The organism is Acidithrix ferrooxidans (assembly GCF_000949295.1).
GTDB lineage: Bacteria > Actinomycetota > Acidimicrobiia > Acidimicrobiales > Acidimicrobiaceae > Acidithrix > Acidithrix ferrooxidans.
Window position 1 is genome coordinate 1 of sequence record NZ_JXYS01000134.1, and the last position, 14,697, is coordinate 14,697.

General features: G+C 49.8%; 13 protein-coding genes and 1 pseudogene. 8 read left to right on the plus strand and 6 right to left on the minus strand.

Annotated features, from left to right (window positions below):
- Positions 1–722 (plus strand): DUF4338 domain-containing protein (locus AXFE_RS18785; RefSeq protein WP_235347911.1); only part of this gene is annotated, 722 nt, incomplete at its 5' end.
- Here the strand turns inward: AXFE_RS18785 and AXFE_RS17020 are convergent.
- Both AXFE_RS17020 and AXFE_RS17025 read right to left on the minus strand, forming a co-directional pair.
- On the minus strand, positions 645–1,172 hold the full coding sequence (locus tag AXFE_RS17020) for a MarR family winged helix-turn-helix transcriptional regulator (RefSeq protein ID WP_052607107.1): 528 nt from the start codon (positions 1,170–1,172) through the stop codon (positions 645–647). The genes AXFE_RS18785 and AXFE_RS17020 overlap by 78 nt on opposite strands.
- A 364-nt stretch (positions 1,173–1,536) precedes the next feature.
- Positions 1,537–2,934 (minus strand): amidase, encoded by a 1,398-nt coding sequence (locus AXFE_RS17025; protein WP_052607108.1) that lies wholly within the window; start codon positions 2,932–2,934, stop codon positions 1,537–1,539.
- A gap of 355 nt (positions 2,935–3,289) precedes the next feature.
- Here AXFE_RS17025 and AXFE_RS17030 point away from each other — a divergent pair, with 355 nt between their 5' ends.
- The gene (locus AXFE_RS17030; RefSeq protein ID WP_052607118.1) at positions 3,290–4,645 is read left to right on the plus strand and encodes a pyridoxal phosphate-dependent decarboxylase family protein; all 1,356 of its coding nucleotides are present in this window, start codon (positions 3,290–3,292) and stop codon (positions 4,643–4,645) included.
- A gap of 623 nt (positions 4,646–5,268) precedes the next feature.
- Positions 5,269–6,210, plus strand: a pseudogene (locus tag AXFE_RS19645) (IS1595-like element ISAxf1 family transposase).
- A 421-nt stretch (positions 6,211–6,631) separates the two neighbouring features.
- Here the strand turns inward: AXFE_RS19645 and AXFE_RS17045 are convergent.
- Together AXFE_RS17045 and AXFE_RS17050 are read right to left on the minus strand one after the other, a co-directional pair.
- Positions 6,632–7,003 carry a hypothetical protein gene (locus tag AXFE_RS17045; RefSeq protein WP_152626193.1) on the minus strand — a complete coding sequence of 124 codons (372 nt, stop codon included), beginning with the start codon at positions 7,001–7,003 and terminating at the stop codon, positions 6,632–6,634.
- Positions 7,004–7,482: 479 nt separating this feature from the next.
- The gene (locus AXFE_RS17050; protein ID WP_052607111.1) at positions 7,483–8,961 is read right to left on the minus strand and encodes a hypothetical protein; all 1,479 of its coding nucleotides are present in this window, start codon (positions 8,959–8,961) and stop codon (positions 7,483–7,485) included.
- A 125-nt stretch (positions 8,962–9,086) separates the two neighbouring features.
- On the opposite strand from AXFE_RS17050, the gene AXFE_RS21135 reads away from it, so the two are divergent.
- The 4 genes from AXFE_RS21135 to AXFE_RS20595 are packed head-to-tail and all read left to right on the plus strand — an operon-like array spanning position 9,087 to position 11,704.
- Positions 9,087–10,325 (plus strand): IS66 family transposase, encoded by a 1,239-nt coding sequence (locus AXFE_RS21135; RefSeq protein WP_052607112.1) that lies wholly within the window; start codon positions 9,087–9,089, stop codon positions 10,323–10,325.
- Positions 10,326–10,327: 2 nt separating this feature from the next.
- Complete coding sequence (locus AXFE_RS21140) at positions 10,328–10,690, plus strand: IS66 family transposase (RefSeq protein WP_052607113.1); 363 nt, start codon at positions 10,328–10,330, stop codon at positions 10,688–10,690.
- Positions 10,657–11,088: a hypothetical protein gene (locus AXFE_RS20590; RefSeq protein WP_200891353.1), complete on the plus strand. Its 432-nt coding sequence runs from the start codon at positions 10,657–10,659 to the stop codon at positions 11,086–11,088. Before AXFE_RS21140 ends, AXFE_RS20590 begins: the two co-directional genes overlap by 34 nt.
- Positions 11,057–11,704 (plus strand): Druantia anti-phage system protein DruA, encoded by a 648-nt coding sequence (locus tag AXFE_RS20595; RefSeq protein ID WP_052607115.1) that lies wholly within the window; start codon positions 11,057–11,059, stop codon positions 11,702–11,704. Before AXFE_RS20590 ends, AXFE_RS20595 begins: the two co-directional genes overlap by 32 nt.
- Positions 11,705–12,174: 470 nt before the next feature.
- On the opposite strand, the gene AXFE_RS17075 is transcribed toward AXFE_RS20595, so the two are convergent.
- Positions 12,175–12,801, minus strand: coding sequence for a DDE-type integrase/transposase/recombinase (locus AXFE_RS17075; protein ID WP_152626194.1), 627 nt, complete (start codon positions 12,799–12,801; stop codon positions 12,175–12,177).
- Between the two features lie 70 nt (positions 12,802–12,871).
- Positions 12,872–13,282: a group II intron maturase-specific domain-containing protein gene (locus AXFE_RS21725; RefSeq protein WP_052607117.1), complete on the minus strand. Its 411-nt coding sequence runs from the start codon at positions 13,280–13,282 to the stop codon at positions 12,872–12,874.
- 871 nt (positions 13,283–14,153) lie between these two features.
- Between AXFE_RS21725 and AXFE_RS17085 the strand changes: the two genes are divergently transcribed.
- A partial coding sequence (locus tag AXFE_RS17085; RefSeq protein ID WP_455423344.1) for an IS66 family transposase occupies positions 14,154–14,697 on the plus strand: 544 nt, incomplete at its 3' end.

Genomic DNA, 14,697 nt, shown 5'->3' on the forward strand with positions numbered 1-14,697 from the left:
CGGCCAAGGTGGCGTTCCTGCGCATGCATAGAGACGGCCTCATCACTCTTCCTCCACCACGGAGCGAGAACACCAACGGCAGAGCTGTTCGCTACCAGAGTCCTAATGCCCAACTGCGCCTCCCCGACATGTCTCCGAGCACACTGTCTCAGATCGGAGATCTCCGCATACACCTGGTTCAGACCAAGAAAGCCTCTGCGATCTGGAACCAAACCATCGCGAGCTACCACTACCTCGGATACGTGCCTCTCGCTGGGGCACAACTGCGATATCTGGTAGAAGCCGACTGTGGCTTTGTGTCTGCACTCTCCTTTGGTGCGTCGGCCTGGAAGTGCGCTCCTCGTGACACCCATATCGGCTGGGACGACAAGACTCGTCGTTCCCGGCTGCACCTCGTGGTGGGCAACGCGCGCTTTCTCATCCTGCCTTATATCCAGGTTCCCAACCTCGCCTCCAAGATCCTCGCCAAAGTTACCCGACGCCTGCGTGATGACTGGCAGGTCGCCTATGGCTATGCCCCGGTGCTCGTCGAGACCTTTGTCGAGACTGGTCGCTTTGCTGGTACCAGCTACCGAGCAGCCAATTGGATCCAAGTCGGCAAGACCCAAGGTCGCGGCAAGCTAGACCGCACCCATGCCAAAGCACTACCGGTGAAGGACGTCTATCTTTACCCGCTGCACCGAGCTTACAAAACCATTCTCAGCACTCAGACCAGCATGTGAGATCGCCCCGTCAACGTTACGAATCAAACCCTCTTCGGACGGGATCTCCGAATGTGTACAATGGGACAATACTGTGGCAATCTTTTCCCGTCGTGCATTTCCTACAATCTCTAAAACTGTTGCACCTTCGGCGCTCAGTGCTATGAGATGTGCTCGAGCGTCACTTGGGTCGATTCGTCGTTCGATCAAACCTTGAGCCTCAAGTTTTTGGAGCGCCCGAGAGACAGTTGAGCTATCTAGGCCGATTGCGTTAGCGATTTCGCTTGGTCTAAGTGGAACCCCAGATCGCAGGGGTGAAAGCTGCCAGAATGTATTCATGTCGATGTCACGATTGAGGAAGCTGGAAGGTATCTTAATTTTTCGTAGGCTTCGCCCGAGGCGTGAGAGTGCGAAATCAAGATCTGAGATTCCAAAATCGCTAGTGGCTGGCTCGTTGTTTTCGTTTTCCATCGGTAGCGTCTTCTGTTTAGAATTCAATTTCTGGTTTCATCTCAAGTGAGATCTTTTTGTCAAAGTTGGTCATTGATTGTAGCTACCAAATTGACATAAATGAGTGTAACAGGATGTAGTTTCTAATCGCCATACTCGGGCTTTTACTTGGTAATTTCGAGGCTATCTGATCTGGGATTGCTCAGGCGCATTGACTCAATGTTAATCAATTCCTCGAGCTGCCCAACTTATTTTGACGCAAGAGAGTTATGCTCGAGGCAGGTCCCCTACGGGCTCTTGACCCTTTTGGATTAGGAGAAATTCTCTTTGAGCAAGGGGTATCTCCAAATAAGCAATTCGTGGAGATTCTTTCAGTCAACGAGCGCTAAAAATCGGCTGGTGCGAATTGACCAAAATGCTCCTCTAGAAATCGCATGACCCGCAGAACTTCGACTTCGCAAAATCGTTTTCCAATTATTTGTATTCCGATGGGTACTCCTGAGGTCCCTATTCCGACACATACCGTTCCGGCCGGCGTCTTTGCCATATTGGCGATAGCGCAATAGCTGACCCAGTCGAGTGTCTCCTCGCCATTGATTTTGCCTTTTTCCCCGATCTTTGGTGGTAGGCCGGCCAATGCTGGTGTGATTAGGAGATCAATGTCTGCGAGCTTGCTAAAGAGGTCGTGGGAGATCTTCCATGCCATCGTTTGGGCCTTGACTAAATCCGACGCACTCATCTTCAATCCCTCGATTACCATGTTTGCCACGTCCTGGTTCAAGAGACTAAATTCAGGAGTGTCGACCAAATCTCCAAATCGAGCGCTAAAGTACCCTTGAACTATCGCTAGCCAAGTCAATATGGGCGGTGTCTCAAATAGATTGGGTGCCTCTCGGACCTCAAAACCTCCTCCTTCGAGAGCCTTGAGTGCCTGATTGAAGCCGGCTAGGAGTTCATTATCTGTCTTCCAATAGCCCATATCGGCACTGAACGCGATACGAGGACGGCGAGCCCTATCATGTAGCTCTATCGCCCAATCGTGGCTTTTTTCGGGCAACGATCTTGGATCGTCGATATGTGGTCCCACCACAAAGTCATAGAGCCACGCTCCATCTAGTATCGATCGAGCTATGGGTCCATTCGTAGAGAAGTCCCACCAGTTGGGGGGCTGATCGCCACTTATTGGAACCCGTCCGGTGGAAGTTTTTAGGACGTTGATTCCACATGATGCACCAGGAATTCGGATAGAGCCACCACCATCTGAAGCGCTTGCAAATGGCAATAGCCCTAGTGCTACTGCGGCTGCGCTCCCGCCAGAGGAGCCGCCTGATGACCGAGTGAGGTCGTAGGGGTTTTTGGTGGTTCCAAAGATGCGATTATCGGTCTCTGCGCTTGAACCATATTCTGGAGTGTTTGTTTTAGCTATCGCAATTGCACCGGCAGCCTTTAATCGGTCCACGATTAGCGAATCTGACTTTGCTAATTTGGCGTCTTTGTGAAGAAGAGATCCGTAGGTGGTGGGAAAACCGATAGCATCTTCGAGGTCTTTGACCCCAAATGGTATGCCGGCTAGGGGTTTTAGATATCCGCCTTGACTTCGTATCACATCTACTTTTTTTGCCGCGTCGATTGATTGCTCATCGTTTCTTGCGACAATCGCATTGATTTTGGGATTGAGCGAGTCGATGCGAGAAAGAAAATAGCTAACCACTTCCAGCGAAGAGATCGTTTTTTCCTCTAAGAGTTGGCAGAGTTGACGGACGGATAACTTGTGTAGTTCCATTCAAAATAATTACCACACTTTGATGGGCGAAAAGGTCGATTTGAAAGATAGACGATCAATTTAGAGATGACTATGGTTTGGGAAGGTAGCTCTTAGGGTCTGAATGCATAAATTACCGGGTATGTCTGCATAAACGAGATAATTTTATGCATTTTTTTGGAAGATAATATAAATTCTTGCTATTTTTAGTCTCGCTATCACAAGGTGATACCTTTGATTGGCGAACTATGATCATGACTTAGAGTGCAAATGTTCGAAGCCTCATGAACTAGTGGTACTTCGAACTGTTTTTATTACGTGGCCTTTGAGCACCAGGCCTTTCTTTTTCGGTGAACGTGGGGATACATTGGAATTAATGCATCGTTTTAATGAGGAAACTAAGGAGTTGGCTAATGCAATAGTCGACTATTCATTGGGTCGAGTCGCGGTAGAGTCAATCCCGCTTGATGGCCCCAAATCGAATGAGGAGTTAGCCGGCCTCTATGGAGCCAACATAACTAAAGAAGGAATCGGTGGCAAAGAGGCACTTAGGCGCTTTGTTGAAGGTTATTCTTTGGCAACGCTCAGCTCGGATAATCCGCGATTTTTGGCTTTTGTTCCTGTCGCGCCAACCAAGGCAGCGACCCTCTTTGATTTGGTGGTCTCTGCTTCGAGTATCTGTGGGAGCACTTGGATTGAGGGTGCCGGCGCGATCTACTTGGAGAATGAGGCGCTTTCATTTTTGGCATCAATGGCGAGAATGGGACCGAACGCCGGAGGTACTTTCGTTTCAGGAGGTTCGGCAGGTAACCTAGGTGGACTAGTGGCAGGGCGCGAGCGAGCGCGACGCCTTGGCAAGCTAAAAGGGCGCGGTGCCATATTGGCCTCTAGCGATGCGCACTCGTCCATTTCGATGGCCGCTCGAATTATGGATGTAGATGTCATACTGGCTAAAGGCGACGCCAATGGAAAACTTCGTGGAGATGCGCTTGTCGAAACCTTTGACTCTCTTTCGCCGATGGATGCGGAACGAGTATTTTGCGTGGCAGCTACAGCCGGAGTTACTAATACTGGAATCGTAGACGACCTCGCAACCTCAGGCGCCTTCGCCAAAGAGAAAGGACTGTGGTTCCATGTCGATGGAGCCTATGGTGGAGCCGGGATGTTGGCTCCTCGTTTAGCAGAGCTATACAATGGTATCGAGTTGGCAGATTCCTTTGTGGTCGATCCGCACAAGTGGCTCTTTGCACCGTTTGACTGTGCTGCAATAATTTATGGCGATCCCAGGGACGCTGCATACGCTATGACACAGGAAGCCTCCTACTTGGACGACGTCAACAAAGAGCGTGAGTGGAACCCGGCTAGCTACGCGTATCATCTGACCCGTCGTTCGCGCGGGTTGCCATTTTGGTTTTCATTGGCCACCTATGGTACCAACGCCTATAAAGAGGCGATCGAGGCGACCTTAGATGTGACCACATATTGTCGAAATCAGATCATAGAGCGTGAATATTTAGATCTCGCAATTGAACCTGAGCTCACGGTTGTGGTGTTTAGGCGTTTGGGTTGGAGCGATCAAGACTACATCTCCTGGAGCGAGGGATTGCTCCAAAATGAGGTGGCCTTTGTTCAGCCTACGACATTTAGAGGCGAGCGAATGATGCGTCTTTGTTTTGTCAATCCGCTAACATCAAATGACGATGTGGATTTGATCCTGAACTCGATGAAGTAACCACTTTGGAAGTGAGCTTGAAAGGCCTGCACTGGGGCTCGTGTCTTTGAAAATTTAATTTAGACGATCAGCTTTTAGTAGCGGCTGATTTGGAGATGAAGAGGATCCATAGCCCCAATGAGGCGCTATGGATCCTCGTTTATGTTAAATCCGAATCGTTTATATTCAATTTGAGCTATCCTTTTGGACCTGTTCATTGGGGTTATGCGAGAGTTGTCCCATCGATGAGATGGGTAATTAAATTATTTTAACGTTGAGATGATTGCTTAGCGTTTCTCAAGTAGATCTTTTTTTGACGTCAACTCTTCATGGGTCACCATCGGTGAGTGTCAAGATAGTTGGCACATTTGCTTAGTTTCAGATTAATGGTTTTCTGGCACCTTCGTGCCGCCAAAATCTAGTTAGTTTAGGTTCCTCATGGATCGACTTATCCGTGGCGAAATTTTGATCTAGTTGCCGACGACAAGTCGGCAACTAGATCAAATGACCACACTTGGGTCTGCCAATTTGGCTAACTAATTGACAATCCTAAACATACTTATCAAGTTTCGTAAGTTTCGCCTCCACCGAGACCAGATTGGAGCTAATCTTTAGTAGAACAGATGTTCGATAAAGGAGGCATGGTGGATATCTCAGGCTTTATGGTACGCTTCGCTTCAGAGGAAGCATGTGAAGATCATTTGATCAAATTGCGGTGGAAAGAGGGATTTAGATGCCCAAAGTGTGACTCTGACCAGTTTACCTTAATCAGGCCAAACCATCGAAGAAATGCAGCATCTCGAGCTCCACTTTTTCAATGTAAATCTTGTCACCGTCAAACTAGCGTTACCTCCGGAACCATCTTCCATCGAAGCCATATCTCTTTATCCAAGTGGTTCTCCGCTATCTATCTATTGTCCAACGACAAGCGCGGTCTTTCGGCTACTACCATTGCTAAATTCGTTCAAGTATCTTATTCGACTGGCTGGTTGATGCTAAATAAGCTACGAAAAGCAATGGCTGACCGAAATGGTTTATATAAACTTGGAGGAAACGTCCAGGTAGATGAGTTCTTTTTAGGTGGTGAGAGCCATGGCGAAGGCTAAAGAGGAAAGGGAACAAAACAAACCAATGTCCTAATTGGAGTGTCGATTAGCAATGGTGCTCCTACTCATTGCTTCATGGAAGTAATCAAAGATACCACTGCTAAATCATTCAAAGATGTTTTTGTGAGACGTTTAGATTCTAATACCAAGCTGATAAGTGATGGTAACCCAAGTTACGGGGTATGTGCTCGAGACCTTGGACTAGCGCATTCGATCACTCTATCCAAAGACGAACAAGCACATGTAACATTCAAATGGCTCAACATCCTGATAGGGAACTGCAAGAAATTTATCGACGGAACATACCACGGACGTGAGGAACATAAGCAACTTTACCTCGAGGAATTCGCATACCGATTCAACCGAAGGCACTTTGAAATGTCCTTGGTAGAGCGACTTCTCAATACATGTGTGTTTGCGTCTCCACATCCGCTACTCCGCGAATCTGATTCCAAAATGGCTCTTGCTTACGAAACTTGATAAGTATGATCCTAAATATCTTTGGACTCATGAGATCGAAGCTGGATAACAAAATCGTCGCACTATCGTCACGCAACGGACCATTGGAGCTCGCAAATAGGAAACCTCCTGGCTGTGTTGATCGATGACGGACTTGTGGCGTGATTTATACCCACCTTCCCTCTGAGATCTCAGGCCTCTAGCTCTTTAGGAAGCTAACTGGGGTTATTGAGTTGTGGACGATCGCTAGTGGTAATGAGCAATGTTCCGTTCGTGTCGAACAGGTTTTTAATCATACTTTGAAAATTGCTATTCCGCATGGTTTGTGATTAATTTTCTTGGTGGCGTGTCCCCATTTAATGGTCCAAAATTAATGTGATTTTTGGATAGGGTTGTTTTTAGGGGTTAGCGGCTCTAAGGGAAATTCATAGAGCCTTTTTTGTTAATTAGTAGTAGCTGGTTGTTGAGCCTGAGGGAGTTCTTTTGCCACTTCAGATACGCATCTTCCTCCACCAACCTGCTTTGTTGCCCACTTGGCAGCCCTAGTTGTGAGCAAACTATGTGAAGCTGCAATACGGTGATCACCAAGTGTCCAGCTTCTCTTCGCGCACGAAAGATTGATACATACCATCCGATGTTTCTTCCACTTGATCCTCGTAGGAGTACCTCCAAATGGAAGATCGATGTAGGTGACCAAGGGTCGCTCCTTTGCATGCGCTATAAAACCACACATAGGACAGCGGACTTCTGAGACGATCTTTTCAATAGCGATCTCGGCTACAGGACCAATTCTCTGGTAATGGAGGACTCTCACCCCCTTTAAGCCAACGAAGGCACTACAAATATCGCTAGGATCGAAAAGGATGGGGGAGCCTATATTGGCTTTGTTTTGTTTCAGAGCTTGTAAAGCTACAGGCTCCCCCGTCCCTCTTGTTTTCAAAATGAACTTGGTTACCTAGGTTGTTACTTCATTCATAGCGCAACAGGAGAGATATACACCTAGACCCCGCTAAAAGCTGAAGGGCCGTCAATATAGCTCTCCTGTTTGCCTCCAGATTGCTAAGAACTCCTAGGTGAAATTGCCCTAATTAACTGCAATGGTGACACGTCTTCACTCAATACCTTACGGTGATTTCTCTGGTAGTTACTGGGTCTTGTTATCCTTATCGGAAGTACGTACGAAGATTTTAGGAATTCACAAGGTGATGCTTTTCATGCAAGTTCAATTTATATCGCTAGCTTAATCTGCCAATTTAGCTCGATTTATCAGACGGCTCGCTGAACATTTCAGATCTACACAGTGACTACTGTAACTGAATTCGGAGGTAAATCCAGGTGATTCGAAATATGTATTGACTGCACATTGAGTGCCTGTATCGAAAGTGAACCACTCAACTGCTCTGCAGAAGCACCCGCAGGGACTAGATTTCCGCCAGCAAGAGTTACGGAACTCGAACCAAGATTGGCGAAGATAAGTTTTTCGAGCCCAGAAGCAGTAGTCACTTTTATACCACTCACTGATTTCACAGAACCGTCCAATGGCGGGTCATTCGTGATGTTAAGTACTGTGATTCCATTCGCTCCCTTTATCGCTTGATTGATTAGCTGACTTGCACTGCCAGTAGGTGTTGTTGTGATTGGTAGCGTTTCGGCGAATTGTGCATCTTCGGTATTGCCAAAAAGATCCCAGTAATCAGTGATCGTAACCCTTGTTGATGCCAACATCTGCATTTCAAGCCCGGCCATGTACAAAGCATGTTCCCAAGTCGTTCCTAGTGCAGGCGAACCCTTAGAGCGGGCGCCGGGGCCAAGGTTGTACTCAGTTAACCACACTGACAAACGTGGCGGAAACGAATTGATTATAGTTCTAACGGGTTGCCACTCGATGCTTGCTCCTGCCAGCAGAGTTTCCGGCGAGTGCGGAGTGTTCTCTGAGGTGGAAACTCCAGGATAGTCGTGCAAAGTTACTGCGTTGATGTCATTACCGGCAATCCTGAGTAGCGTCGAATTCCAACTTTGTTCACGTGGCGTCGCAACCGCTATGCTTGCCACCGCGGCTATTTGTACGTTTGGGAACTCAGCGCGTATCGCAGGTGCCCATGACGCGACCAGATCCGCATAGGAAGTTGCTGTTGGGAAGGCATTGAGATAGTTGGAATTGGATAGGTAGAACTCGTTACCGAGCTCGACGTAGCGAACAGGCAGCCCTAGCTTCACCGCGGACTGCAACATCTGGATTTGATCTTGCAACGTAGAGGTCATCACATTGAGGTCAAAGATAGGAACAGCTCCCGTCGCGCTAGTTAGTTGTTTAAGTGTGGATAATGTGAAACCGTACGTTTGGTGTCGACTAGGTTGGGTCTTGGTAGTGCCGAATCTGGTTTTGGTCGTCGATGATGGTTGATTGACGGTTCCGGTCTGCCAACTCCAGTAGTTTGCGATGGTCCCGCCGGGGTACCGGATCGTACCAAGAGCTAACGAGTTGACTGCGTTCATCACTGATGTATCGCCGTATGGTTCTGCCAACCCGGAATAGTCGAGATTGGTTCCTTCGACCGGTGTCGTTACCGAGCGTGATGCACCATCACTCACACGTAGCAGGAGTCCGTGTGAGCTATTAGACGGAGATATTCCAGGACTAGAAGTAGATTTAGCGCCGTGGTTCGCGTACTCTACGTTTCTCACAACAATCAAAAGTAATGCAATCAAGACAAGGATTGCAACTGTTGTCTTGCCCGACCATCTTCTTCGCGAAACCCTATTTTCTTTCATTTACGTAAAGATACGGATTTTTATTATGTTTATGTAAAGTCGTGGTAAACGTTCGGTGAACCCGTACCACCCCTGACGAAAACAGGGACTGAACACGAAGCGCTAGATAGTGTTAACTGGTAGTCATGGACAGTTTGCATACAACCGAGTCAGCGTACTGGAAGGCGGAGGCAGAACGCCTCGCTGGCGATAATGTCCGTCTTCAGGCGGAGAACGCCGAGCTTCGAGCACGGGTTAGTGAACTCGAAGGCCAGATTGGTGCACTCACCGAGAAGGTGACGACTCTCGCAAAGCTCGTCTTTGGCACCTCGTCGGAGAAGAGTAAGCCAGTCGAGCCTAGAAGAGGCAAAGACTATATCACAGGTGAGAAACGCCCCCGTGGTCAACAACCAGGGAGTCCAGGGCATGGCCGACGGGACTACTCGGCCCTTGAAACCGTCGAAGTGATCCACGACGTACCAGACAACGAGCGAATCTGTTCGGGTTGCGGGGCACCTTATGCCGCCTTCGGCGAAGAGACCTCCGACCAGATCGACTGGCAAGTACACATCGTGCGACACCGACATCGCCGCCCTACCTACCGGCGCACCTGCAAGTGTCAGACTCTGGGCATGCTCGTCGCACCGGTCCCGGCCAAGCCAATCCCCAAGGGAATGTTCACCTCAGGGTTCCTGGGCCGCTTGGTAGTGGAGAAGTACGTGCTCGGGCGTCCCTTGGAACGCATCGTCGCAGCTCTCTCAAATGACGGGTTCGAGGTTTCAAAAGGCACCTTGACAGGAGCGCTCAAGGCGCTTTCGGACCTACTTGAGCAACTTGACGCAGCGATTAGGGAGAGGAACGCAAAGTCGGCGCATCTGCACATCGACGAGACATCCTGGAAGGTGTTCGAGGCGGTAGCTGACAAAGCGGGCAACCGCTGGTGGCTGTGGACCTTCCTCGGTCCCGACACCGTGGTGTTCTTGATCGATCCCAAATGCTCGACGAGAGTGGTAGCCGAGCATTTGGGTATCGATATAGATGCGGGTTCGCTCGAACCTGGCCGACAGCTCCTGATAAGCTCGGACTTTTACAGTGTCTACCAGTCCCTTGGTGCACTTGAGGGAGTAGACCCGTTGTGGTGTTGGGCACACATCAGGCGCTACTTCATCCGTGCTAGCGATGCGCATCAAGAGCTGCGGAGTTGGACTACTTCATGGCTCGCTCGCATCGGGTCGCTTTATGTCGCTCACCGGGCGCTTTCGGTCTGCGAGGTACAAAGCCCAGAACATGTTCGTGCGACCGCTGACTTCGCAGCTGCGCTTCAAGCAATGGATACTGTCAGAAAGGCTGAGGCTTCGATCCGACGCTTCACCCTGGGGTCATAAAGGTGCTCGCAACACTGGATCGTGAATGGGAAGGCCTCTGTAGCCACGAAGAGTTCCCCGAGTTGCCACTCGATAACAACCCAGCAGAGGCTGTACTTCGCAACCCGGCAGTAATACGCAAGAACTGCTATGGATCCGGTTCAATATGGGCAGCCACCCTGGCCGTGAGGATCTGGACCATTACCGCAACCGCCCAGCGTGCTGGATGCAACCCCCTCGCCTATCTCATCGCCTACCTACAAGAATGTGCCGCCGCTGGGGGAAAGGCTCCGAATCCCGCCGCGCTGGAGCGCTTCTTTCCCTGGGCGGCGAGCGAGACTGATCTTGTTGAGTGGCGCATATCGCCACCTGGTCCAATGCCATGAGCGAAGCGCTTCGCTACTGCGGGCGGGACTTCTCCCAAGCAGACCTTGAGGTCATCTCCGACCTGATCGCTGTGTACCCGACAAGACAGGCAATTGCTGACGCAGTCTGCGAGGCGCTTGGCTGGTATCGTCTCGACGGGCGCAAGAAGGACATGTCGGCGCGCGTTGCATTGTTGCGTATGGACAGAGACGGACTCATCACCTTGCCCAAGCCACTGCATGGCAACGGCAACGGCCGCATCACCCGCTACGCAGAGCCAATCGTTGAGCTACCCTTTGCCTATCCTGAATCGCTCGACGATCTCTGTCCAATCAAGTTCGCCATAGCAGATACCAAAGCCCAAAAGCAGCGCTGGCGAAACCTCATTGCAAGCTACCACTACCTTTGCCGGTGCTGAGGGGCGCTATCTCATCGAGAGCTCCTCTGGAACTATCGGTGCGATCGGCTTCGCTGCCTCGCCATGGAGCTGCGCACCACGCGATAACTATATCGGCTGGGACAAAGCGACCCGCGAAGCACGGCTGCACCTTGTGGTTGGCAACGCGAGGTTTCTCATTCTTCCTCAGGTACGCGTTGTGAACCTCGCCTCATACATCCTCTCCCGTGTCGCTCGCCGCCTCCCTGGCGACTGGCAACTCGCCTACGGGTACCAACCTGTACTCTTGGAGACCTTCGTGGAGTCTGCCAGGTTCACCGGAGCGAGCTACAAGGCGGCGAACTGGATCCGTGTCGGGCAAACCAAAGGTCGGGGCAAACTTGATCGCTACAACCAATACGCTCTCTCTGTCAAGGACGTCTATCTCTACCCGCTGCACCGTAACTATCGGAGCATCCTTGCTTCACCTGAGTGCAAACGCAACAGGATATCAGATTGGCCCGGGAGGTCACTCTCTAACGGGTTGGCCGAATGCTTACAAGTGGTGAAAGGTGTTATCCGTCTGCTTCGCGTGATCGGTCGATGCGAGCAGCTCAACCTAAGGGAGTATGGTCTCTATGAACGTTGTCGGTGGTAGGCAAACATAGACAATTAGTCCGTAAAGGTTCAAGGCCGCTGGCAAGAGCGGATATCACGATGTGGAACGCCTCGTCACCTATTTGTCTGTTAAGTTTAGGGCCTTGTGAATCTCGCATTACTGCAACGACATTTTCGCCTGCCTTGCTTTCGAGGCCGGTGAATGTCAGGATAGTTGACCCATTTGCCAGCTCTCAGATTAATGGTTATTTGGCCATTTTGAGCCGTTTTAGTCTCTCTGATTTCGCGGTTTCTCGCAACGGTTATTTCATCGTGGATAATCACTTCGCAAACGGTAATTGAAATGTGGAAAACGCTTCGCGTTTACGCACAATCCAATAACCTTCGCCCACGAGGCTCTTTCAACCTGCTACTACTACTAATTAAATTAAAGTCTCTAAGATCTTGAATCTCTTCGTGTTGGGTCAATCGACTTAGAACTACGCAGATAATGTAGAACTTAGGATGGATTTATCCCTTGGTGGCGTGGTCCAGGTTCTCGCCAGGTGGACTCCAGTCTCTCACTTTAGAGTTGATCCACCTCTTTGGGTTGAGTTCCTTTGTCGTCTCGTAGAGTTTCTGTCGCATCGAGAGTACTTCGAGATGGTTTCCTTCATGAACATCATGGGGAGTAACGAACTTTAGACCACTATGTCGGTGGTGGTAGTTGTAGTAGTTGACAAACTTCTCCACCCAGGTCCGACTATCTCTAAGGTTTTCAAATCCTCCATATGGATAACCAGGCCAGTACTTGGTAGCGCGAAAGAGCGACTCTATGTGGGGGTTATCATCAGAAACCCGAGGTCGTGAGTTCGAGGTAGTGATCCCCATTTTGTAGCAAAGCTCTAATAGAGAAGATCCCTTCATAGGAGATCCATTGTCGCTATGTAAGATTTTAGGAGCTCTTCCTCCTTCTAGGAGAGTTGCTCTTACAACTACATCGGCAAGTTGCTGAGATGATTCGCATCCGTATACTTCATATCCAACTATCTTCCTCGAATAAAGGTCCATTACGAAGTACAGGTAGTAAAAAACTCCATGTACCGGTCCACGCAGCCAGGAGTAGGGTCGGACCAGAGCGCCCTGCCAGCCTTTCAACTGGTGGGTTTCTCTGGTCCGCCCTCCGAACCGGACTTGCGACTCTCACCGCATCCGGCTCTCCACAAAGTCATGCCAACGATACAGCTGTTGAACCGAACTTACTTGTCCATGGTGTGGGGATTTTAGAACCTCGATAACGATATCGAATAATCGATACCTTTTGAGGCCGGAACATCTCTACCTTTCCATCTGTTATCTCCCAAGCAGGGAGATAACGTCGATGTAAGGTTCCCCAGTTCAAACCAAGGTGTCTCTTCCTCAACCATCGCACTACCCGCCACCAACTGAAGTGGTCCAAGTAATTGAAGGTATTAGAAGAAACTCCATGGTAAAAATAGTTACACCATCCTCTAAGAACCGGATTCAGAGTTCTTAGAAGATCGGCAAGTGTCCGATGCTTTTCACGTCTGGTGATTGATCTGACCTTAGTCATTACAGAAAGTAAGGCTTTCTTTGATGGATAGGCATAGACCGCCATCTTTCCGTCTCGGCCTCTTTGTCTTCGGCGCTGAATATGCCATCCGAGGAAATCAAAACCTTCTTCGATATGACAGATTTTGGTCTTGGACTCCGATAGGTGTAGACCTACTTGCGACGTGCGTCATGAATGAAAGAGGTTGTAAATCATGTAGAAGCTGATAACAATCACACTGCAATGCTACATAGATGATGGAGGTAGGCCCTCCGGGATCGCCTTTTGGGAGGAGATTCCAAACCACCGTACGGGGCATTAGCTAAAGACTGTTGTCCAAAGCGGTACGGAAAAGTTAGAGCAATGACTCTTTCAGGTATGAGTTAAGAAGACGAGTGAAAACAAACCACTGATGAAGCGTTCGAAATTGGTATGGATGATGTCGAAACCGAGGGACGTCGAACTTTCGGGACAACTTGGAGACTAACCCAATTAGTGCTCCTTGGGCATCCGGCGTGTAGGTGGCGTGAGCTTAACATCAGGCGTTTATGTGGAACATGAGAACCCAGTCCTAGACGTTCTTGGCTAAGCCCACATGGGCTAAGCCCAAAGATGAGGAAAAACCTACAAGTTGCAGATCAACAAGAGGGAAAGTACCAAATGCCTATGGATTGGGGGCGGACCATCCCGTAGTAGCTACGAAGTCCTTGTAATGAGGATGGAGCCAAGGGGATGGAGTGAACAGGAAATGCAAATGAACAACTTCTCAAGGTAAAAGTTGAGGGGGAGGGATCAAATGTCAGTACACATTCGGTGATCCCGTCAAACAAGCGGTGCTGTAGACACTCGATGATGGCGTAAGGTTGGGGTAGCTGGCCTATCCTCTGTGGCCTAGGGTGGCTGGACACGGCGCTTTAATTGTGATAGTTATAGTTACGTGGCAAAAACAGTGCGCCAATACGACAACGAGCGGATCGCTTCGCTGGAGGCCGAGAACGTCGTCCTTAGGTCCGAGCGTGACGAGTTGTCTGCCAAAGTGGATGCACTCACAGCCAAGATCGTCGAGCTAACCAAACAGGCTTTCGGGCGTCGCTCCGAACGGGCGAAGATGGCTCAGGATGTGAACGCAGAACCAATAGGCGCCTTGGAAGAAAGTAGCGACCCTGAGCCTGATGAGGTGCCAAGGCGCAAGAGAGGTCAACAACTCGGGCACCGCGGCCATGGTCGACGCAGCTATGACCACCTACCACGCGTACAACAGATCCATGAGCCCGATTCCAAGCTGTTGGTCTGTGGGAGCTGTGGTGCGCCTTATGCGCCTTTCGGAGAGGAACGCTGCGAGGAGATCGACGTCGAGGTGATAGTCCGGGTCATCGACCATATCCGTCCGACGTACCGGAGAGGATGTAACTGCAAGGCGACCAAGGGGGTCGTAGCTGGCGCACCACCAGCGAAGGTAGTTCCAAAAGGTAGGCTGTCGG